At 67.2% G+C, this 21,768-nt stretch carries 20 protein-coding genes; 14 read left to right on the forward strand and 6 right to left on the reverse strand.

Going from position 1 to position 21,768, the window contains the following annotated elements; all coding sequences use genetic code 11:
- The first annotated feature begins 92 nt into the window (after positions 1 to 92).
- On the forward strand, positions 93 to 1,109 hold the full coding sequence (locus AC3WTE_RS03810; protein ID WP_492435779.1) for an AurF N-oxygenase family protein: 1,017 nt from the start codon (positions 93 to 95) through the stop codon (positions 1,107 to 1,109).
- A 36-nt stretch (positions 1,110 to 1,145) separates the two neighbouring features.
- Positions 1,146 to 2,822 carry an FAD-dependent oxidoreductase gene (locus AC3WTE_RS03815; protein ID WP_492435781.1) on the forward strand — a complete coding sequence of 559 codons (1,677 nt, stop codon included), beginning with the start codon at positions 1,146 to 1,148 and terminating at the stop codon, positions 2,820 to 2,822.
- Positions 2,823 to 2,883: 61 nt separating this feature from the next.
- On the opposite strand, the gene AC3WTE_RS03820 is transcribed toward AC3WTE_RS03815, so the two are convergent.
- From AC3WTE_RS03820 to AC3WTE_RS03830, 3 genes are all read right to left on the reverse strand, one after another.
- Positions 2,884 to 3,339 (reverse strand): VOC family protein, encoded by a 456-nt coding sequence (locus AC3WTE_RS03820; RefSeq protein ID WP_138228564.1) that lies wholly within the window; start codon positions 3,337 to 3,339, stop codon positions 2,884 to 2,886.
- A 100-nt stretch (positions 3,340 to 3,439) separates the two neighbouring features.
- On the reverse strand, positions 3,440 to 4,570 hold the full coding sequence (locus tag AC3WTE_RS03825) for a citrate synthase 2 (protein ID WP_492436276.1): 1,131 nt from the start codon (positions 4,568 to 4,570) through the stop codon (positions 3,440 to 3,442).
- 67 nt (positions 4,571 to 4,637) lie between these two features.
- Positions 4,638 to 5,258 (reverse strand): maleylpyruvate isomerase N-terminal domain-containing protein, encoded by a 621-nt coding sequence (locus tag AC3WTE_RS03830; RefSeq protein WP_492435782.1) that lies wholly within the window; start codon positions 5,256 to 5,258, stop codon positions 4,638 to 4,640.
- Positions 5,259 to 5,298: 40 nt separating this feature from the next.
- Here AC3WTE_RS03830 and pdxH point away from each other — a divergent pair, with 40 nt between their 5' ends.
- The 7 genes from pdxH (at position 5,299) to arfA (ending at position 12,367) form a co-directional block, all read left to right on the forward strand.
- The gene (gene pdxH / locus AC3WTE_RS03835; protein ID WP_492435783.1) at positions 5,299 to 5,973 is read left to right on the forward strand and encodes a pyridoxamine 5'-phosphate oxidase; all 675 of its coding nucleotides are present in this window, start codon (positions 5,299 to 5,301) and stop codon (positions 5,971 to 5,973) included.
- 92 nt (positions 5,974 to 6,065) lie between these two features.
- A complete protein-coding gene (locus AC3WTE_RS03840; protein ID WP_492435785.1) occupies positions 6,066 to 7,340 on the forward strand; it encodes an MFS transporter in 1,275 nt (424 codons plus the stop codon).
- Positions 7,341 to 7,461: 121 nt separating this feature from the next.
- Positions 7,462 to 8,757, forward strand: a complete 1,296-nt coding sequence (locus AC3WTE_RS03845; RefSeq protein ID WP_455982127.1) for a citrate synthase — start codon at positions 7,462 to 7,464, stop codon at positions 8,755 to 8,757.
- Between the two features lie 210 nt (positions 8,758 to 8,967).
- The gene (locus AC3WTE_RS03850) at positions 8,968 to 10,419 is read left to right on the forward strand and encodes an MFS transporter (protein ID WP_492435787.1); all 1,452 of its coding nucleotides are present in this window, start codon (positions 8,968 to 8,970) and stop codon (positions 10,417 to 10,419) included.
- Positions 10,409 to 10,828, forward strand: coding sequence for a MarR family transcriptional regulator (locus tag AC3WTE_RS03855; protein ID WP_459368261.1), 420 nt, complete (start codon positions 10,409 to 10,411; stop codon positions 10,826 to 10,828). Before AC3WTE_RS03850 ends, AC3WTE_RS03855 begins: the two co-directional genes overlap by 11 nt.
- A gap of 50 nt (positions 10,829 to 10,878) precedes the next feature.
- Complete coding sequence (locus AC3WTE_RS03860; protein WP_061005607.1) at positions 10,879 to 11,244, forward strand: FKBP-type peptidyl-prolyl cis-trans isomerase; 366 nt, start codon at positions 10,879 to 10,881, stop codon at positions 11,242 to 11,244.
- 118 nt (positions 11,245 to 11,362) lie between these two features.
- Complete coding sequence (gene arfA, locus AC3WTE_RS03865) at positions 11,363 to 12,367, forward strand: channel-forming protein ArfA/OmpATb (protein ID WP_492435789.1); 1,005 nt, start codon at positions 11,363 to 11,365, stop codon at positions 12,365 to 12,367.
- Positions 12,368 to 12,735: 368 nt separating this feature from the next.
- Here the strand turns inward: arfA and AC3WTE_RS03870 are convergent, their stop codons facing one another.
- Both AC3WTE_RS03870 and AC3WTE_RS03875 read right to left on the reverse strand, forming a co-directional pair.
- Positions 12,736 to 14,076, reverse strand: coding sequence for a sensor histidine kinase (locus AC3WTE_RS03870; protein WP_492435791.1), 1,341 nt, complete (start codon positions 14,074 to 14,076; stop codon positions 12,736 to 12,738).
- 10 nt (positions 14,077 to 14,086) lie between these two features.
- Positions 14,087 to 14,797 carry a response regulator transcription factor gene (locus AC3WTE_RS03875; protein ID WP_492435793.1) on the reverse strand — a complete coding sequence of 237 codons (711 nt, stop codon included), beginning with the start codon at positions 14,795 to 14,797 and terminating at the stop codon, positions 14,087 to 14,089.
- Between the two features lie 73 nt (positions 14,798 to 14,870).
- Between AC3WTE_RS03875 and AC3WTE_RS03880 the strand changes: the two genes are divergently transcribed.
- The 5 genes from AC3WTE_RS03880 to AC3WTE_RS03900 all read left to right on the forward strand — a co-directional run bounded on the left by AC3WTE_RS03880 (position 14,871) and on the right by AC3WTE_RS03900 (position 20,901).
- Positions 14,871 to 15,860, forward strand: a complete 990-nt coding sequence (locus AC3WTE_RS03880) for a phospholipase D-like domain-containing protein (protein WP_492435794.1) — start codon at positions 14,871 to 14,873, stop codon at positions 15,858 to 15,860.
- Positions 15,853 to 16,428, forward strand: a complete 576-nt coding sequence (locus AC3WTE_RS03885) for a chromate transporter (RefSeq protein WP_492435796.1) — start codon at positions 15,853 to 15,855, stop codon at positions 16,426 to 16,428. Before AC3WTE_RS03880 ends, AC3WTE_RS03885 begins: the two co-directional genes overlap by 8 nt.
- 84 nt (positions 16,429 to 16,512) lie before the next feature.
- The gene (locus AC3WTE_RS03890) at positions 16,513 to 17,073 is read left to right on the forward strand and encodes a chromate transporter (RefSeq protein ID WP_492435798.1); all 561 of its coding nucleotides are present in this window, start codon (positions 16,513 to 16,515) and stop codon (positions 17,071 to 17,073) included.
- Positions 17,074 to 17,132: 59 nt separating this feature from the next.
- Entirely contained in the window at positions 17,133 to 19,055 is a 1,923-nt protein-coding gene (locus AC3WTE_RS03895; protein WP_492435800.1) for an ABC transporter ATP-binding protein, read from the forward strand.
- A gap of 28 nt (positions 19,056 to 19,083) precedes the next feature.
- A complete protein-coding gene (locus tag AC3WTE_RS03900) occupies positions 19,084 to 20,901 on the forward strand; it encodes an ABC transporter ATP-binding protein (protein WP_492435801.1) in 1,818 nt (605 codons plus the stop codon).
- A gap of 4 nt (positions 20,902 to 20,905) precedes the next feature.
- Here the strand turns inward: AC3WTE_RS03900 and AC3WTE_RS03905 are convergent, their stop codons facing one another.
- A complete protein-coding gene (locus AC3WTE_RS03905; RefSeq protein WP_492435802.1) occupies positions 20,906 to 21,745 on the reverse strand; it encodes a LuxR C-terminal-related transcriptional regulator in 840 nt (279 codons plus the stop codon).
- Positions 21,746 to 21,768 lie beyond the last annotated feature (23 nt).

Consider the following 21,768-nt stretch of genomic DNA (forward strand, 5'->3'; position numbering starts at 1 on the left):
GCGGGCACTAGTCTTTAGGTGGTACCTCCGGTACCGTTCGACACAAGACAGCCGATTGTAAAGCTGGCAAAACAGTCTTGGGAGGCTCGAAAATGGCTCGTACCCGCATGATTCGTCGCTGGCGACGGAACATGGACGTGCTCGACGACCAGGTGTACGTCGAGAAGCTCGCCACACTGTCCGAGGGGTCGGTGCGACGCAACTTCAACCCGTACACCGACATCGCGTGGGACTTGCCGGACTTCGCTGTGGTCCCGAACGACCCGCGCTGGATCCTCCCGGACACCGATCCGCTCGGTGGCCACCCGTGGTACCAGGCCCAGTCGCAGGAACGCCAGATCGCGATCGGCATGTGGCGCCAGGCCAACGTCGCCAAGGTTGGTCTGCACTTCGAGAACATCCTGATCCGCGGCCTCATGGAGTACGCGTTCTGGGTTCCGAACGGTTCGCCCGAGTTCCGTTACTGCACCCACGAGGCCATCGAAGAGGGCAATCACACCCTGATGTTCCAGGAGATGGTCAACCACATGGGTGTTGACGTACCGGGTATGCCCAAGCTGCTCAAGTGGATTCAGCCGCTGATCCCGCTGGCCGCCGGTCCGGCACCCATCCCGTTCTTCTTCGGTGTGCTCGCCGGCGAGGAACCCATCGACCACACCCAGAAGAACATCCTGCGTGAGGGGTCGGAGCTGCACCCGATCATGGAGCGGGTCATGGCCATCCATGTGGCCGAGGAAGCCCGCCACATCTCGTTCGCCCACGAGTACCTGCACAAGCGCGTCCCGGAGCTGAGTCGCTGGAAGAAGTTCTGGCTGTCGCTGTTCGTGCCGCTCACCATGCGCATTCTGTGCTCGGCCATCATCGTGCCGCCGCGCGTCTTCTGGAAGACGTTCGACATCCCGCGCTCGGTGCGCGACGAGCTGTTCTTCGACGCCCCGGAGTCGCGCATGTTCCTGCGCAACATGTTCTCCGACGTGCGCATGCTGGCGTACGACACCGGTCTGATGAACCCGCTGGCCAAGATCATGTGGAAGATCTGCAAGATCGACGGCCCGCCCAGCCGGTACCGCAGCGAGCCGCAGCGCCAGCACGTCGTGGTCGCCGCCTGATCTTCTGAAACTCTAGAAAGTTAGACGACGCACGACATGCCTCACGTAATTACCCAGTCGTGCTGTAGCGATGGTTCATGCGTTTTCGCATGCCCGGTGAACTGTATTCACCCGTCCCCGGACGAGCCGGGTTTCGCTACCGCCGAAATGCTGTTCATCGATCCTGCCGCCTGCGTGGACTGTGGCGCCTGCGTCACCGCCTGCCCGGTCGGCGCGATCAAGCCGGACACCAAGCTGACCGAAGCGCAGCTGCCGTTCATCGAGCTCAACGCGTCCTTCTACCCGAAGTACGAGGGCAAGCTCCCACCGACGTCCAAGCTGGCGCCGGTGCCCGACGCTCCGGCGGTCGACCAACGGCCGCACGGTCCGCTGCGGGTGGCCATCGTCGGTTCCGGGCCGGCTGCCATGTATGCCGCTGACGAGTTGCTGACCCAGCGCGGGGTCCGGGTCAACATCTTCGAGAAGCTGCCGACGCCCTACGGGCTGGTGCGTGCCGGGGTCGCCCCCGACCACCAGAACACCAAGGGCGTGACGCGGTTGTTCGACCAGATCACGAAGCGTCGTGGGCTTGACTTCTACCTCAACGTCGAGGTGGGTCGGGACATCACGCACGCCGAGCTGCTGGAGCACCACCACGCCGTGCTGTACGCGGTGGGTGCGCCGAACGACAAGCGCCTCGACATCGAGGGCATGGAGCTGCCCGGAACCGGAACCGCCACCGAGGTGGTGGCTTGGTACAACGGGCATCCCGAGTTCTCGCATCTGCCCGTCGACCTGAGTCACGAGCGGGCGGTGATCATCGGCAACGGCAACGTCGCGCTCGACGTGGCCCGCATCCTGACCGCCGATCCGGATGCGTTGGCGCGCACCGACATTTCCGATCACGCCCTGGCCGCGCTGCGCGACTCGAAGGTGCGCGAGGTGGTGATCGCGGCCCGGCGCGGCCCGATCCATTCGGCCTTCACCCTGCCGGAGTTGATCGGCCTGACCTCGACGTGCGACGTGGTGCTCGACGCCGCTGACCATGAGCTGGTCCGTCGCGACCTGGAGACGGTGACCGAAGGGCTGACGCGTCACAAGCTCGAGATCCTCGCCAAGCTGGCCGACAGTTCCGCACCTACCACCCGGCCGCGGATCCGGCTGGCCTACGAGCTGACCCCGGCGCGCGTGCTCGGCTCGGGCAAGGTCACCGGCATCGAATTCACCGTGACCGGCACCGACGAGGTCCGGCAGCTCGAAGCCGGCCTGGTGCTGACGTCAATCGGCTACCACGGCAAGGCGATTCGCGGTCTACCGTTCGACGATGCCGCCGGTGTGGTCCCCAACGACGAGGGCCGCGTCATCGATCCGGCCACCGGCAACCCAGTCCGCGGCAGCTATGTGGCGGGGTGGATCAAGCGGGGCCCGACGGGCTTCATCGGCACCAACAAGTCGTGCGCCGCGCATACCGTGGACCGACTGGTCGCCGACTACAACGCCAGCCGACTCGCCGAGCCGACCGCGAAAGCCGGTGCGCTGCACCAGCTCATCCGCGACCGGCGGCCGGACGTGGTCGACATGGCGGGGTGGCGGGCCATCGATGCGGCCGAGATCGCCCGCGGCGGCGCGGACCGGCCACGCGACAAGTTCATCGATGTGGCCGAGATGCTGACCGCTGCCGCCGGCGCACCGAAACCGACGCTGCGTCAGCGCCTGCTCTCAGCCCTCGGCTGACTGCGATTGGTGCACGATTTTCCGCGCCGGCCGCGGAAAATCGTGCGCCAATCCAGGGTCGCTACGCGCCCTGCTGCTGGGCCATCGCGGCTTCGATCTCCTCGGGGCTGACCACGCGCACGGTCTGTGCCAGCGACCAGTGGTGCCCGAACGGGTCCTCCACCTGGCTGTAGCGGTCACCCCAGAACATGTCCTGCGGGGCCATCAGTTCCCGCGCGCCGGCGTCGATGGCGCGCTGGTATGCCGCGTCGACATCGGGCACCTGCAGGTGGATGGTGACGGGCGTGCCGCCGAAGGCCGTCGGGGTCTGCGACTTGCCGCCGCACATCTCGGGGAAGTCGTCGTTGAGGTAGACGTTCGACCCGTTGATGGTCAGTGCGGCGTGCATGAGCTTGCCGTCGGGGCCGGGCACCCGGCCCAGCTCGGTAGCGCCAAAAGCCTTGACGTAGAAGTCGATTGCGGCGGCACCGTCGCCGACGACGAGGTGCGGGGCGAGGAAGGTCTGAGATTCGGTCATCGGTTTCTCCTCAAGAGCGGTACTGCGTGGATTGGGGTCAGTCGTTATGACCATCTCCAACGCTACTTCTCATCGGTGACAAGAAACCGAGCCCGAAGTGTCAGGCGTGGGCGATGCCGTCCCAGCCGTCGACGGAGTCCGCGCTCCGCGGCTGCGGGCCGACGTAGATGGCCGCGGGACGGACCAGCTTGCCCAGCCGCTTCTGCTCCAGGATGTGGGCGCACCAGCCTGCGGTGCGGCCGCAGGTGAACATCGCCGGCATCATCGCGCTGGGCACCTGGGCGAAGTCGAGGATGACCGCGGCCCAGAACTCGACGTTGGTCTCGATGGCCCGGTCCGGCCGGCGCTCACGCAGCTCGGCCAGGGCGGCCTGCTCCAGTGCGGCGGCGGCCTCGTAGCGCGGCGCATCCAGGCGCTTGGCCGTGGCGCGCAGCACGCGCGCCCGCGGGTCCTCGGCGCGGTACACGCGGTGCCCGAAGCCCATCAGCTTTTCCTTGCGGTCCAGGATGCCCTTGACCACGCCCCGGGCGTCGCCGGTGCGCTCGGTCTCCTCGATCATCGGCAGCACGCGGGCCGGGGCGCCGCCGTGCAGCGGGCCGCTCATGGCGCCGATGGCGCCGGACAGCGACGCGGGTACGTCGGCTCCGGTCGAGGCGATGACGCGCGCGGTGAACGTCGACGCGTTCATGCCGTGCTCGGCGGCGCTCACCCAGTAGGCGTCGATGGCCTCGATGTGCCGCGGGTCCGGCTCGCCCTGCCAACGGGTCATGAAACGTGCTGTGACAGTCGGGCATTCGTCGACGATGCGCTGCGGCACCGCGGGCTGGTAGATGCCGCGGGCCGACTGCGCGACGAATGACAGCGCGGTCACCGACGTCTTCGCCAGTTGGTCGCGGGCAGTGTCGTCGTCGATGTCGAGCAGCGGCTGGAAGCCCCACATCGGCGCCAGCGTGGGCAGAGCGGCCTGGACGTCCACGCGGACGTCGCCCGAATGCACATGCAGCGGGAACGGTTCGGCGGCGGGTAGGCCCCGGCCGAATTCGCCGTCCACCAGCAGGGCCCAGACGTCACCGAATGTGACGCGGTGGCTCACCAGGTCCTCGATGTCGACGCCGCGGTAGCGCAGCGCCCCGCCGTCCTTGTCCGGCTCGGCGATCTCGGTCGTGAAGGCCACGACACCTTCCAAACCGGCGACGAAGTTCTCGGGGATCTGCGGCGTCGACACTGACATTGCCTCGGTCATGCCGAAATTGTTCCATTAGCCGATGGGCGCGGACCTACCGGCCGGTAACAAACGCTCAGACCACGGAGAAACCGGCCGGTAGACCACCGCGTCCGGTGAGCGCCGAAAGCACCGCTGCGGCCTGACCGGTCAGCGCCGCGATCTGCGCGGCGAGCACTGTGGCGTCCCGCAGTGCCTGGTCGGGCAGGGTGATGTCCATACCGGTGGCCCGCGCGATGTCCAGGCTGTGCACCGTCAACTCGAACACGCGCGTCGGAAGGTAATTGCTCAGCCGGATGCCCAGACCGCCGATCACGGCGATCAGCGGATCTCCTGCCCCGTCCAGATCGCTGCGCACCTGGCGCAGCAAGTCGGCGACCTTGGCCGAGGGATCCGGCCCCAGATTGCGCCCGGCTTCACGGCCGCGCTCAACGATGTCCGGGCTGTTGGAGGCGTAGCTGCGGAGCAGCGCGTAGTAGTGCGCCGGTCCGGTCACGTCCTCGCGGTCGGCGGGCGTACGCAGGTAGCTACTGACGGTGATGAGGGACCGAGAGGTGTGCCCGACCAGGGACCGCAGGTCCCAGTCTCCGATCCCGGGACCGGCCCAGGCCGTGGCTGGGATGTGTGTCACCAGGTCCGCGAAAGCTGTTGCCGCCGAGACGAATACCGCATGGTCCGCGGGTGCTTCTGACGCCATGTCTGCATTGTGTCACCGCATGGGCGTACCGTCGCCGAGCATGGCATCCGATCACGTGGAACAGTCGGCACATCATCTGGCCCGGATGCGGGTCGAATACGGCTCGACAGAGAAGGACGGCAGTGTCGACCTCGACGTCGACTGGCTGGACCGGGGCTGGTTGGCGTTGTTCCGCGACTGGATGGCCGACGCCGTGCAGGCCGGGGTCGCCGAACCCAACGCGATGGTGCTGGGCACCGTCGATGCGCAGGGCCATCCGGTCACCCGCTCGGTGCTGTGCAAGTCCATCGAAGAGACCGGCATCTCCTTCTACACCAACTACGACTCCGATAAGGGCGAGCAGCTGGCCGCCGTGCCCTATGCGTCGGCGACCTTCCCGTGGTACCTGGTGGGCCGGCAGATCCACATCCGCGGCGCGGTGACCAAGGTCGACGCGGAGCACACGGCTGAGTACTGGTCCACGCGGCCGCGCGGTTCGCAGCTGGGTGCGTGGGCATCACACCAGTCAAAATCGATTGCCTCGCGGGCGGCGCTGCTGGAACAGTTGCGTGACGTGACCGAGCGATTCGCCGACGTGCCCGAGGTGCCGGTGCCGCCGAATTGGGGCGGGTACCTGCTCGCCCCGGAAGTGATCGAGTTCTGGCAGGGCCGGGAGAGCCGGGTGCACAACCGGATCCGTATCACCGGCGACCGCATCGAACGGCTCCAGCCGTGACCCTTCCCGTCGCTTCGCTCGCCATCCGATGACCTGTCCCGTCACTTCGCTCGCCCTCCGATGACCTGTCCCGTCGCTTCGCTCGCCCTCCGATGAGAGGTCTGATCGCCGACACCACACCGCTGCGCAACCCGGATTACCGTCGGCTCTGGGGGTCCAGCGTCGTCACGGTCGTCGGCGCCAACCTGACCATCTTCGCGGTGCCGGTCCAGCTGTACGCGTTGACGGAGAACTCGGCGTACGTCGGTTTGGCGGGCGTGTTCAGTGTCGTGCCGCTGATCGTGTTCGGCCTGTGGGGCGGGGCCTGGGCCGACGCGATGGACCGCCGGCTGCTGCTGATCATCGCGTCCTGCGGGCTGGCCGTGGCGTCGGTGCTGTTGTGGGTGCAGGCCGCCGCCGGCCTCAACAACGTCTGGCTGGTGCTGTGCCTGCTATCGGTACAGCAGGCGTTCTACGCGATCAACTCGCCGACCCGCTCGGCCGCCATCCCGCGGATGCTGCCCGCCGAACAGCTGCCCGCCGCCAACTCGCTGAACATGACGGTGTTCCAGGCCGGCGCGATCATCGGCCCGCTGCTCGCCGGCGTGCTGCTGCGGTGGGTGGACCTGTCGACGCTGTACTTCATCGACGCCCTCACCACGATCGTGCCGATCTGGGCGACTTTTCGGCTCACCCCGATGCCGCCCGAGTATTCGGTCGACGACGACACCTCACGCTGGGGCTTCGCGGCCGTACTGGACGGCTTTCGGCACCTGTCGGGCAACGGGGTCGTCCTCATGTCTTTTGTGGTCGACCTCATCGCGATGATCTTCGGCATGCCGCGGGCGCTGTTTCCGCAGATGGCCCACGAGAACTTCGGCGGACCGGTCGCGGGCGGGACCGCGATGGCGCTGTTGTCGGCCGCCATGGCCGTCGGCGCGGTCGCCGGCGGGGTGTTTTCGGGGTGGCTGCCCCGGGTCCGCAGGCAGGGTTTGGCGGTGGTGGTCTCGATCGTGGTGTGGGGCGCGGCCATGGCCGGTTTCGGGCTCGCGGTCGGCCAGGCCACGGGCCGGCCCGACGACGGATTCCTCTGGATCGCGCTGGCGCTGTTGGCCGTCGGCGGTGCGGCGGACATGGTCTCGGCAGCGTTCCGGAGCACGATCCTGCAGGAAGCGGCCTCCGACGAGGTGCGCGGCCGTTTGCAGGGCGTTTTCACCGTCGTGGTCGCAGGCGGCCCTCGGATTGCTGACGCGGTGCACGGTGCGGCGGCCGCGGTGGTGGGTACGACGGTGGCTGCGACGGGCGGCGGAGCGCTGGTGGTGGTCGGTGTCGTCGTGTCGGTCCTGGTGGTACCCGCGTTCGTGCGCTACCGGGTGGCGCGCACCTGATATTCGGCAACGGGGTTAGCACGACCCGATCAAGCACATAGTTCTCTTAACGACTACCGTCTAGTCCCGGACGTTTCACCTGCCGACACCGCAAAAGGTCGACACCGCAAAAGGGGTTCTAGTGGCCGACACCTCCAGCTCTGACGACGTAGCCAACCTCCGGTATCCCGGGGGCGAGATCGATCTGAAGATCGTGAATGCCACCGAGGGGTCGGACGGCATCGAGCTCGGCTCGCTGCTGGCCAAGACCGGCTACACCACGTACGACGGTGGTTTCGTCAATACCTCGGCCACCAAGAGCGCCATCACGTACATCGACGGTGACGCCGGCATCCTGCGCTACCGCGGGTACCCGATCGAGCAGCTCGCCGAGAAGTCGAATTTCATCGAGGTCAGCTACCTGCTGATCTATGGGGAGCTGCCGACGGCTTCCGAGCTGGAAGCGTTCACCAACAAGATTCAGCGGCACACGTTGCTGCACGAGGACCTCAAGCGGTTCTTCGACGGCTTCCCGCGCAACGCTCACCCGATGCCGGTGCTGTCGTCGGCGGCCAACGCGCTGAGCGCCTACTACCAGGACTCGCTCGATCCCAAGGATCCCGAGCAGGTCGAGCTGTCGACCATCCGCCTGCTGGCCAAGCTGCCGACCATCGCGGCCTACGCCTACAAGAAGTCGGTCGGTCAGCCGTTCCTGTACCCGGACAACTCGCTGAACCTGGTCGAGAACTTCCTGCGGATGACGTTCGGCCTGCCGGCGGAGCCGTACCAGGTGGACCCGGAGCTGGTCCGCGCCCTGGACATGCTGTTCATCCTGCACGCGGACCACGAGCAGAACTGCTCGACGTCGACGGTGCGTCTGGTCGGCTCGTCGCAGGCCAACCTGTTCACCTCGATCTCCGGTGGCATCAACGCGCTGTGGGGCCCGCTGCACGGCGGCGCGAACCAGGCCGTGCTGGAGATGCTCGAGAAGATCCGCACCGAGCACGGTGACGTCCGCGACTTCGTCAAGAAGGTCAAGAACCGCGAAGACGGCGTGAAGCTCATGGGCTTCGGTCACCGGGTCTACAAGAACTACGACCCGCGGGCGCGCATCGTCAAGGAGCAGGCCGACAAGATCCTCGGCAAGCTCGGCGGCGACGACGAACTGCTGGACATCGCCAAGTCGCTGGAGGAGATCGCCCTCACCGACGACTTCTTCGTCGAGCGCAAGCTGTACCCGAACGTCGACTACTACACCGGCGTGATCTACCGGGCCATGGGCTTCCCGACCCGCATGTTCACCGTGCTCTTCGCTCTCGGTCGCCTGCCGGGCTGGATCGCGCACTGGCGCGAGATGAGCGCCGACCCGAGCACCAAGATCGGCCGCCCGCGCCAGATCTACACCGGCTACACCGAGCGGGACTACCCCGCCCACTAGAGAGTCTGTTCACGGACACGGCCCCTCGCGCACTTCGCGCCAGGGGCCGTCTCTTTTCCGCGGGCGTGCGTGTTTGCCCGGCGACACGCCGTTTTTCGTGCGCATTTCGGGCTCGCTCGCGGGCGGCGAGCGGCCAGTTCCCGCTCATGTCGCCCATGTCACTGTGCCCCGATGTTGCATCAGCAACAGTTGTGGTTTCACAATAGTTGTGTGAATACAACCATCGGCGCGCTCGACTCACGGCGCAAGACGATCATCCTGATCTCCTGTTGCCTGAGTCTGCTGATCGTGTCGATGGATGCCACCATCGTGAACGTCGCGATCCCGTCGATCCGTGCCGACTTCGGTGCGTCGCCCGCCCAGATGCAGTGGGTCGTCGACGTCTACACCCTGGTGCTGGCCTCGCTGTTGATGCTCTCGGGCGCGACCGGCGACCGGTTCGGCCGTCGTCGGGTATTCCAGATCGGCCTGACGGTCTTCGCATTCGGTTCGCTGTTGTGCAGCCTGGCGCCGACCGCGGACGCGTTGATCGGCGCCCGTCTCCTCCAGGGTATCGGCGGCTCGATGCTGAATCCCGTTGCGCTGTCGATTATTTCGCAGGTCTTCACCGGCAGGGTGGAGCGGGCCCGGGCGCTCGGATTGTGGGGCGCAGTGGTCGGCATCTCGATGGCGCTGGGGCCCACCGTCGGCGGCCTGCTGATCCAGACCGTCGGTTGGCGTGCGGTGTTCTGGATCAATCTGCCGATCTGCCTGACGGCCATCGTGCTGACTGCCATCTTCGTCCCGGAGAGCAAATCGGCCACCATGCGCAATATCGATCCGGTCGGCCAAGGGCTGGCAGTGTTGTTCCTGTTCAGCCTGGTGTTCACCCTGATCGAAGGGCCGGGCATGGGCTGGACCAGTGCCCGTACCGTGTCGATCGCCGTGCTGGCGGCGGTCGCACTCGTCGCCTTCCTACGCTACGAACGGCGCCGCCACGACCCGTTCATCGACCTGCGTTTCTTCCGCAGCATCCCGTTCGCCTCCGCTACGGTCACCGCGATCCTGGCGTTCACCGGCTGGGGTGCGTTCCTGTTCATGATGTCGTTCTACCTGCAGACCGAACGGCACTACTCGGCCATCCACACCGGCCTGATCTATCTCCCGATAGCCGTTGGCGCCCTGATCTTTTCGCCGCTGTCCGGACGGATCGTCGGACGCTACGGTGCGCGTCCGTCCCTGCTGACCGCGGGCGTTTTGATGGCAGCGGCTGCTCTCCTGCTGACGACGCTGACCGGCACCACGCCGATGTGGCACGTGGTGCTGATCTTCACGGTGTACGGCATGGGGTTCGCCATGGTCAACGCACCCATCACCAACGCGGCGGTCAGCGGTATGCCGGTAGATCGTGCCGGCGCTGCGGCGGCCGTAACGTCTACCAGCCGGCAAGTGGGCGTCAGTATCGGTGTGGCACTGTGCGGTTCGATTGCCGGCGCCGCACTGTCCGGTGCCGCGGACTTCGGCACTCAGGCCCGGCCGCTGTGGTGGATGTGCTTCGGCGTGGGTCTGGCGATCGTCGCGCTCGGCCTGGTTTCGACCTCGCAGCGGGCCTTGCGCTCGGCTGAGCGGCTGGCTCCGCTGATCGAAGGTACCCCCGCCCCGGAGCCGGCCCATGTCCACTGATTCGCTGGCTGACGAGGTCTGGCAGACCATGGCCGCCGTCGTGGTCGAGAACCGCGACAGCTGGAAACGTGCGGTGGTCGAGCGGTCCGGGTTGCCGTTCAGCCGCGCCCGGATTCTGCGCCGGTTGGAAGCCAAGGCCATGACGGCGAAGGAAATCGCCGCCGCGACCGCCATGGATGCCCCGGCCGCCACCGTCGCCATCAACGATCTGGAAGAACGCGGACTGGTTGTGCGCCAGCCGGATCCGGACAATCGACGATGCAAACTGGTGTCGCTCACCGACGCCGGAGCCGCCGTGACACGCGGTATCCGCCAGATCGACGATCCGGCCCCGCCGGTCTTTGCCACGTTGGACGCCGACGAGCTGGCCACGCTGCGCGACCTGTTGAGCCGACTGCGTCGCCACTAGGGACACGGTTCCTGTCCACCTGCAGCAGGTGCCCGACTACGGTGGTCCCCGTGGCTAACACCAAACCTGAGATCGAATTCCCGGACGGCCCGGCACCTGACTCGCTGGTGATCGAGGACGTCATCGTCGGCGACGGCGCCGAGGCGGTGCCCGGCGGCAACGTCACGGTCCACTACGTCGGCGTCGAGTACGACACCGGTGAGGAGTTCGACAGCTCCTGGAACCGCGGCGAGACCATCGAATTCCCCCTGCGCGGCCTGATCCAGGGCTGGCAGGACGGCATCCCCGGGATGCGCGTGGGCGGCCGGCGCAAGCTGACCATCCCGCCCGCACAGGCATACGGCCCCGCCGGTGGTGGGCACCGCCTGTCCGGCAAGACGCTCATCTTCGTCATCGACCTCGTCGGTGTCCGCTGACCTGATCGACGTGCTGTCGGGCTTAGGGTCCGGCGGTTGTGGCGTGTCATGGCGGCAACGTGCCGTCCCCACAGCTGCCGGGCTCTAGGCTCGAACTTGTTTTCAGGGAGGGTTGTGCATGCCGGACACAGCTGACGTCACCGAGCCGTCCGGCAGCGTTCGTCGCCTCGGCACACGCGGCCAGGTCGCTGCAGTGGCTGTCGTGGTAGCCGTCGTCGCGGCCGTCAGCTGGGTGGTATTCGGCAGCTCCGATGAGCACCAGGCCCCGAGTTCGATAGCGGTCTCCGCGGCGCCGGTTCCGGCGCAGCCCGAGCTGACGTCGGCACCCTTCGCGTTGACGCGTGACGGCAACACCGTCACCCTGACCGGCAACCTCGCCAACACGCGGTCGAAGTCCGAACTGGCCGACGCGGTGAAGGCCCAGTGGCGCAGCGCCACTCTCGACGACAAGACCACTGTGGTTGACGGCGCCGGAACCCCGGACATGTCGGTTGTCGGCAACGTCCTGTCGGCCGCCGATCCCATCTCGGATTTCGGTTTGTCCATCGACGGCGCCACCATCACGCTGATGGGGACGGCCCCGAACCTCGATGTCGCGGGCGAGGTGCAGAGCGCGGCGGCGCTGTCCTTCCCCGGCGCGAAGCTCGCCAACAACATTCAGATTCCCGCGCCCGGTGGCCCGGTCGCGCCGCCGGCCCCGGCGCCGTCGTCGGCATCCGCGCCTGTGCCCGCACCGGCACCCGCCCCGGCCGGCGGCCCCTGTGCGAAGGTGCAGGCCGACGTCACGGAGCTGATGCGTAGCCCGATCAGTTTCGACACCGGCGGCTCGCAGATGACGGGGGAGTCCCGCCGGGTGCTGGGCCAGGTCGCCGACAAGATCAAGGGCGGCTGCCCGAACGGTACGGTCACCGTGATCGGCTACACCGACAATCAAGGCAGTGACGCCGTCAACCTCAAACTCAGCGACACCCGCGCCAAAGCTGTTGCCGCTGCTCTAGTTTCGAACGGCGTCCTGGCCGCGAAGGTGACCGCTCGCGGTGCCGGCTCCGCCAACCCGATCGCCGACAACAGCACCGAGGACGGACGGGCGAAGAACCGCCGGGTCGAGATCACTCTCGGCTGAGCCCTTGCCTCACGCCGGCGCCTCGGCACTCCTGCGATATGCCCCATTGGCCGCTACGCCCGTTGACTGTCAATCTTCGCACTTGTCTACTCGACCTCTTGCGCCGTCAGTTCGCAGTCAGCTGGGTCTGGGAAGTACGTGGCTTCAATCAGGAGACACGTGCGACAGCAGAGATTGAACGCAGGTACCTTTTCCGGTCGTCCGACGTCCCTGAGTTCAATAACCACCGGCAGATACCCAGCGCGATTGAACTCACGGCCTTTCCGTCCTGTTCGCGGCATCACGCCGGCCCGTGTTGATGGTGCGTCCAGGTGCTCGCTACTCGAACTTTGTTACGTCAGCGTACGGTCAACGCCTGGAAGTAGCCTCTAGCGATGCCCGGGCAGCCGCAGCAGCAGCCGGGTCCCACCGAGGGGGCTGGTCTCCAATGTCGCCGTCCCGCCGTGTAGTTCGGCCTGCTGGGCGACGAGAGCCAGGCCCAGCCCCGAGCCTGAGTGCGACGCCGTGGAACCGCGGCTGAACCGGCCGAACACCTTCAGTCGTTCCTCTTCGGGGACGCCGCAGCCGTCGTCGTCGATGGCGATCTCGACTCCGGCGCGCGAACTGACCGCCGACAGCTGAACTCTCGACGCGCCGCCGTGCTTCACCGCGTTGGCGATCGCGTTGTCCACCGAAAGCCGCAGTCCGGCAGGAAGTCCCACGATGATGATGGTCGGCGCCGGGACCAGGGACACCTCCAGGTCGGGATACACCCGCACGGCGTCGTGCGCGGCTCTGTCCAGGAGATCGGTGATGTCCACGGGCACATGGTCATCGACGGTGGAGAGCTCGCCCTGGGCCAGCCGCTCGAGCGCCCATAGTGTGGTCTCGATGCGCGACTGGGTACGGACGACGTCGCCCAGCACCTCCTTGCGCTGTTCGTCCGGAAGATCCAGCGTGGTAAGGATTTCGACGTTGGTGCGCATCGCGGTGAGCGGGGTGCGCAGCTCGTGCGCCGACACCGCGGCGAAGTCGCGGGCCGACGCCAGCGCGGCCTTGGTCCGGCCCTTCTCCTCCCACACCCGGTCCACCAAACCTTTGACCGCGTCGGCGATTTCGACGGCCTCGGTGGCGCCGCGCACGTCGATGTGGGGGGCATCGCCTTCCGGATCGATGTCGCGGGTCTGTTGGGCGAGCCGCTTGAGTGGACGCACCGCGAACGCGGCCAGGGCCCAGCCCGCCACGGCGGCCGCGCCAATGGCGAACGCGCACAACGCGATCACGCGGCGGTGCAGGTTATTGGTGTCGACGATCGTCGCGTCGTACGTGGCGCCCACCGCTACCAACATCGGGTCCGGCAGGTGAATCTGCACCGTGCGCACCCGGTAGCGGACGCCCTTGACGTCGGTATCGGCATAGCCGATGGGAAGCTCGGGCAGCACGACATTCGAGTTCGAACTGACCTGGCCGTTCCGGCGGGCGGTGATGACGACGTTCTCGTCGTGCGGCGGCCGCGGGATCTCGTCGAGCCCGCGGGGCAGGAACGGGATGGCGAACCCCGCCGCTTCGTCGAGCCGCCGGTCCAGGCGTTCCTTGCGGTCGTTGGTGATGCCGATCCACACGATGGTGCCGACGATCCCGACCACGATGGCCGCGGCGATACCGGTGGCGAACGCGACGCGGGACTGCAGCGATGGAGTGCGGCGGAAGACCCGGGCCAGCGTGTTCACCGTCTGCTGCCTATTGCTGCCTGAGCACGAACCCCACGCCGCGGACCGTGTGCAACAGTCGCGGCGCCCCATTGGCCTCCAGCTTGCGGCGCAGGTAGCCGATGAACACGTCGACGACGTTGGTATCGGCGGCGAAGTCGTAGCCCCACACCAGCTCCAGCAGCTGGGCGCGGGACAGCACGGCGGTCTTGTGCTCGGCCAGCACGGCCAGCAGGTCGAACTCGCGCTTGGTCAGGTCGACATCGGCGCCGTTGACGCGGGCCCGCCGGCCGGGGATGTCGACTTCGAGCGGCCCGACCGAGATGGTCTCGGACGAGAACGTGGCCGTCGCGCCGCGCCGGCGCAACAGCGCCTTCACGCGGGCAACCAACTCGGCGAGCACGAACGGCTTCACGAGGTAGTCGTCGGCGCCGGCTTCCAGCCCGGCGACGCGGTCGTCGACCGAGCTGCGGGCCGACAGCACGCACACGGGCACGTCGTTGTCCATGGCGCGCAGTGCGGTGACGACGCTGACGCCGTCCAGCACCGGCATGTTGATGTCCAGAATGATGGCGTCCGGCCGGAATTCGGTGGCGCTGCGCAGGGCCTCGGCACCGTCGACCGCGGTCGACACCTCGAAACCGGACAGCCGCAATCCGCGCTCCAGCGAGGCCAGCACGTCCGGGTCGTCGTCGACTACGAGCAGGCGGGGAGAGGCGCTTCCGCTATCCATGGGACTCATCTTGCCCGATGGCCATCCGTAATTGACGGAGGCACGTCTGGCAGCCACCATTCGGTGCTAGCATCCGGCGCTTATGGGGCCTGTGTCGCCGCGAGTCATCGTTCAACCCGATGATGGTGTGCAGCCGGTGCGGGATTTCATCGCATCGGCGCAGAAATCGCTGCTGATCAAACAATTCACGTTCACCGAGCCGTCCCTCGTGGCGGAGGTGATCGAGCGGCACCGAGCGGGCGTCGCGGTGCGCGTCATGCTCAACCCCGCCCGATCCGGCGGGGACCGCGCCAACGACGACACGTTCGCACAGTTCTCGGACGCCGGCGTGAACGTGCAGTGGTCCAATCCGACGTTTTATGTGACGCACGAGAAGTCGATCGTGGTCGACGAGACGGCCGCGCTGGTGGCCACGTTCAATCTGTGCGAGAAGTACTTCACCCTCACCCGCGACTACGGCGTCATCACCACCGACGCCCAACATGTCGCACAGATCGTCGAGGTGTTCGACGCCGACTGGTCGCACACCGATTGGGAGCCGTCGTCGTACCACGGGCTGCTCTGGAGCAATTCGAATTCGCGGTACCACATGGCGAAATTCATCGACACGGCGCAACATCACCTGCGCATCCAGCATCCCAAGTACGTCGACGCCGTCATCCTCGACCACATCGCGGCGGCGGTGGATCGCGGCGTGAATGTCCATGTGCTGTGCGGTGGCCGGCACGGCATCAGCGACTGGGACATCCTCGACACGTTCGCGTCACTGCGGACGCTGCGCCGGTTCGGCGCGAAGGTGCGTAAGCAGAAGAACCTGCGGGTGCACGCGAAGCTGGTCATCGTCGACGACCACGAAGCCCTGGTGGGCTCGATGAACATCGACCGCAGCGCCTTCGACCTGCGCCGCGAACTGGGCGTCATGGTCGACGATCCGGAGGCCGTCGCGCAGCTGAGCGCGGTGTTCGAGTCGGACTGGGAGACCTCGCACCACTACGAGCCGCCGGACCCGCTCGACTCTTCGCAGCACCACGAAGACGACTTCCCGCATGACCCCGAGTTGGTTCATGAGTGACCAGATCGACTCGACGGCCCAACGGGTTTCGTTGTTCGAGTTGGTTCTGACGTTCAACCACATCGCGCTGGCGTCGTTCGGTGGCGGGCTGTCGGCCTGGTCGCGCGAGGTGCTGGTGGTGGAGAAGGGCTGGCTCGGGGACGCCGAGTTTCTCTCGGCCAGCACGATGTGCCGCATTCTGCCGGGTGCCAATCAGGTCAACATGGCGGTCTTCACCGGTACAAAGATGCGGGGCTTCTTCGGTGCTGCGGCGGCGGTATTCGGCTTGTGCGCCATGCCTCTGGTGATCGTGCTGGTGCTGTCGTTCATATACTTCCGGTTCAAGGAGGTCCCCGCCGTCAAGGGCGTGCTGCACGGCGCGTCGGCGGCCGCGGTGGCCCTGACCCTGACGATGGTGCTCAAGACCGGCCAGAAGTGCCTGACGGGCGTCGTGCCGGTCCTGCTGTTCGCCGGGGCCTTCGTGCTCAATGGCGTCATGCGGTTTCCGCTGCTGGGGACGCTGGCCATCCTGGCGCCGCTCAGCCTGATCTGGGCGTGGCCGCGGGAGCGCGCCGCAGCGGCTTCATGAGCGTCAGCGCGGAGCCGGAGCCGGAGCTGGAACCGGAGGCGGATCGCGCATGACGCCCAGCGAGAAGCCGGAGGCGGATCGCGCATGAGTTCAGAGGCGCTTTCCACGTATTTTCAGCTCATCGGGTTGTTCGGCATGCTGTCGTTGCTGTCCATCGGCGGCGGCAACGTGGTCCTGCCGGAAATGCACATCAACGCCGTCAACGGCAGGCACTGGCTGACCAACAGCCAGTTCGCCGACCTGTTCTCGATCTCCCAGACTGCGCCGGGGCCGAGCATCCTCATCGTGTCGATGGTCGGGTACGGCGCCGGGCTGAAAGTCGCCGGCATTCCCGGGGCGATCATCGGCGGCGTCATCTCGATGGTCGCGATGGTGGTGCCGGCCGCGACATTCGTCTACGCCATCACGCTGATCTGGCAGAAGGCCGAACGCTCGAAACTTCGCCGTGCGGTCGAGAAGGGGTTTGCGCCGCTGACGGTGGGCCTCATCCTGGCGGCGTCGCTGGTCATGAGCCGCGCCGCGGACCATGACTGGCGGGCGTACACCGTCACGGCGGTATGCACCGTGATCTTCATGCGCACCAAGCTCAACCCGCTGATCGTGGTGGCTGCGGCCGGACTCGTCGGGTATCTGGGTTTCATCTGAACTGGTCAGCCCGCCGTGCCGTGGGATTGTCGGTGGCACGTGCGAGCATTGAAGTTGTTGTGTCTGATGTAGCCCAGCCCCTGCATTCGGCTCCGGCCATAGCGCCGGTGCCGCGGCGTCAGCGTGCATCGGCGGACTTGCTGCGCCTGCTGCCGTATCTCGGGCCGTACCGCGGCCGTTGGGGCGCCATGCTGCTCACCGCGTTCGTCGGCCTGGGCGTGACGGTGTCGATTCCGTTGGTGACCAAGGCCGTGATCGACGGCCCGGTCCGGCACCAGGATCAGCACGGCCTGTGGGTGCTCGGTTCAGCCGCATTGGCCCTGGGGCTTGTCGAGGCGGTCCTGTGGTTCATCCGGCGCTGGCTCGGGGCCCGCGCGACCATGGGTGTCGAGGCCGACATCCGCAAGGAGCTCTACGCGCGGTTGCAGATTCTGCCGATGTCGTTCCATCGGCAGTGGCAATCGGGACAACTGCTGTCCCGCGTGATGAACGATCTTGGCACCATTCGTCAATTCCTCGGGTTCGGCCTGCTGTTCCTGGTACTCAACACCATTCAGATCGTCGTGGTGACGGCCATTCTGCTGGCCATGTACTGGCCGATGGGCGTGGTGGTGCTGGCGTCGGTGCTGCCCGTGACCATCACGATCTTCCGGTTCGAGCGGCAGTTCACGGTGTTGTCGAGGCAGGCGCAGGACCAATCCGGCCATGTCGCAACGCATGTCGAGGAATCGGCGCTGGGCCTGCGGGTGATCAAATCGTTCGGCCGCGAGGACTACGTCTACGAGCGGTTCGACGAGCGGGCGACGGCCCTGTACGACGCCGAGGTGGGCAAGGTGGCGGTGTCGGCGCGCTTCTGGGCGCTGCTCGAGGTCATTCCCAATCTCACGCTGATCCTGGTGCTGGGATTCGGTGCGTACGCGGCCGGGCACGGCCTGGTCACCATGGGCACGCTGGTCGCGTTCATCACCATGATGCTCTCGTTGGTCTGGCCCATCGCATCGCTGGGCTACCTGTTGTCGATGATGCAGGAGTCGATGACCGCCGCCAACCGCGTTGCCGAGATCTTCGACGCCCCAGTGGATATCACTGACGGTCCGGTGCGTGCGGTGCCGCGCGGCGGTCATCTCGAACTGCGCGACGTCGGCTTCCGCTTCCCGGACGCCGAGCCCGACGATTGGGCCCTGCGCCACGTGTCGGTGACGGTCGAACCGGGTGAGACGCTGGCGCTGGTCGGCGCGACGGGGTCCGGGAAATCGGTACTGGCCGCGCTGTTCTCGCGGCTCTACGACGTCACCGAGGGCGCCATCCTGCTCGACGGGCGGGACATCCGAGAGCTGTCGCTGCCTGCCCTGCGCCGCGCGGTGGCCACCGCCTTCGAGGACCCGACGCTGTTCTCCATGTCCGTCGTCGAGAATCTCACCCTGGGCCGGTCGATTTCAGGACAAGGCGCCGACGATCCCGCCACCGACGACGAGATTCGCGCGGCCGTCGACATCGCCGCCGCCCAGTTCGTCTACGACCTGCCGTTCGGCCTGGACACCCGCATCGGCGAGCAGGGTATGAGCTTGTCCGGCGGTCAGCGGCAACGTCTTTCGCTGGCCCGGGCCATTCTCGCCGCGCCGTCGCTGCTGGTGCTCGACGACACCCTGTCGGCCCTGGACATGCACACCGAGGCCGAGGTCACCGTCGCGCTGCGACGCGTGCTGAGGGCGGTCACCGGCATCGTGGTGGCGCATCGGGCGTCGACTGTGCTGCTGGCCGATCGGGTGGCGCTCCTGCACGACGGCACCATCACCCGCATCGGCACGCACGCCGAGTTGCTGGCGCAGGCGCCCGAATACCGGTATCTGCTGTCCGCCGACGATGAGCTCGACGACGGCGCCGAACGCAGCTGTGACTGGGAGCAGGACGCCGAGCGTGAACGCCTCGAGCAGCTCTATCTGGAGCAGACGGATGAGGCCGAAGAGGTGCGCCGGCGATGAGCGCTTGCGCGAAGAGCAGAGAACACCGATGAGCATCAATGATTGGCGCGGCCGGACGGTCGAGGCGGCCCTGGACCTGCCCATCGATGAGAGCGTGTCTCGGCGTCGCGAGGCCCGCGCTCTATTGGGCTCGCTGCTGAAGCCGTACCGCGTCGCGGTCCTGCTGCTGGGCCTGGTCGTGGTGGTGGAAAATGCTGCACGCCTGTCGGTTCCGCTGCTGGTGCAGCGTGGCATCGACCACGGCATCCCGCCGATCCTGCACGGCGGACCGGCCCGCGAGTTGCTGCAGATCGTGGCGGCCCTGTGCGGCGTCGTCGTGCTGCAGGCCAGTTTCCGGCTGTTCTTCCTGAACCGGTCGGGCCGCATCGGCCAGAAGGTGCTGCTGGAACTGCGCCGCCGGGTGTATCGGCAGTTCCAGCGTCTCGACGTGGCATTCCACGACCGCTACACGTCCGGCCGCGTGGTGAGCCGGTCCACCAACGACATCGAAGCCATCCAGACCATGCTGTCGACGGGTTTCGACAGCCTCATCACCGCCGTACTCACCCTCGGCGGCACCGCGGTGCTCTTGGTGACGCTGGACCTGCGGCTCGGGTTGATGTGCCTGGGCGCCTTCCCGCTCCTGGTGCTCCTGACCGCCTGGTTCCGACGCGAATCGTCCAAGACGTACCGCACGGTCCGCGAGCGCGCGGCGCTGGTGATCGTCCAGTTCGTCGAAACCATGACGGGCATCAAAGCGGTGCAGGCCTACCGGCGTGAACCGCGCAACCAGCAGATCTTCGACGACGTCGTCGACGATTACCGCGCCATCAACGAACGCACCATGACGCTGCTCGCGGTGTTCATGCCCACCGTCAAGCTGATCGGCAACCTCACCACCTCCATCGTGCTGCTGTACGGCGGCTACCTGGTGCTGCACGGCCGCATGACCATCGGCACCTTGACGGCCTTCCTGCTGTACCTGCGCATGTTCTTCGAACCGATGCAGGAGATTTCGCAGTTCTTCAACACCTTCCAGTCGGCGGCCTCGGCGCTGGAGAAGCTGGCCGGGGTGCTCGGGCAGCAGCCGGCGATCATGGATCCCGCCGACCCGGTCACCCTCACGGCGGTCAAGGGGGACATTGCTTTTCACGGTGTCAGCTTCGGCTACACCGCGCAGCGGCCGGTGCTGCCGGAGCTGAATCTGACGGTGCCGGCGGGGCAGACCGTCGCTCTCGTGGGTGCCACCGGCGCGGGGAAGACGACCATCGCCAAGCTCATCGCCCGCTTCTACGACCCGGTCACCGGCACGGTCACCCTCGACGGCATTGACCTGCGGTCCATCGCCCAGACCGAGTTGCGTCAGCACGTGGTGATGGTGACGCAGGAGAACTTCATGTTCGCCGGTAGCGTCGCCGACAACATCCGGTTCGGCCGGCCCGACGCCACCGACGCCGAGATTCGCGCGGCCGCGGAAGCTGTTGGCGCCGAACGGTTCATCGCCGCGCTGCCCGACGGTTACGACACCGACGTCGCGAATCGCGGCGGCCGGCTGTCGGCGGGGCAACGGCAACTGGTGGCGTTCGCCCGTGCGTTCCTGGCCGACCCCAAGGTGCTGATCCTCGACGAGGCGACGTCCTCGCTGGACATCCCGACCGAGCGCCTCGTGCAGCGCGCACTGGCCACGGTGCTGGCGGGGCGCACCGCGCTGGTGATCGCGCACCGGCTCTCCACCGTGCAGTCCGCGGATCGGGTCCTGGTCCTCGACGGCGGGCGCATTGTCGAGGACGGTGCCCCCGACGATCTGGTCGCTCAGAATGGGCGATACGCGGCGCTGCACCGCGCCTGGATCGACTCGCTGGCCTGACCGGTCAGGGGATAAGCCGCAGCTGGCGTGCCTTCGACACCGCCTCGTGCCGGGTGTGGGTACCGAGTTTCGTTGCGGCGCTGCGTAAGTAGCTCTTGACGGTCTCCGGTTTCAGGGACAGCCGCGCGGCGGCTTCGGTATTGGTGCAGCCCAACGCGATCTGCGCCAGCACGTCGAGTTCGCGCGGGCTCAGCGGACCGACGGTTGCCGGACCGCCGGCCAGGGCTGCGGCCAGCCGGTCGGCGAGGTCGCCAAGGGTGCCCGGTGCGACGGGATGGCCACCGGCCGCCAGCCGCCGCAGCTCGGCATGCACCTGACGGACGTGTTCGGTGTTCACCGCCGTGCCGGCCGTTTGGGCCTGTTGCAGCCGCAACCGGCGGTCCACCTCGTCGCGAATGGTCAGCTCGTCGGACAGCCGCCGTGCCGACGTCAGCATCAGGTCGACGGTGCGGCCGCCGAACGGTGCACTGGACCGGTAGGCGCCGTAGAGCACGGCCCGGGCCCGGCCGTCGACGACGACCGGCACCGCCAGTACCGACCGGATGCCCTCGGAGAGCACGGGCCTGTCGTAGTCGTGGGTGATGGACGGTGCATGCCGGTAGTCGGCGACCGCGAGCGGCTGTCCCGACACCATGCTGGCCCCGCCGAGCCCGAACGCCGACCGCACCATCAGGCCGCGGAGCCCGCCGCCCCGGGTGCCGTAGAACTCGGTGAGCAGCAGTGCGTCGTCGTGCACCTGACCGCCGAACATCACCGGTACCGCCCCCTCGGTGCCGATTCTCCGCAGCTCGGCGCGCACCGCGTCGGTGTCGCGCGGGCGCAGCACGGAGGGGCCGGTGGTCACGATCAGTACCCTCTTTCGGGGGT

The sequence above is a fragment of the Mycobacterium sp. FW102-FHT13B02 genome, assembly GCF_058790275.1.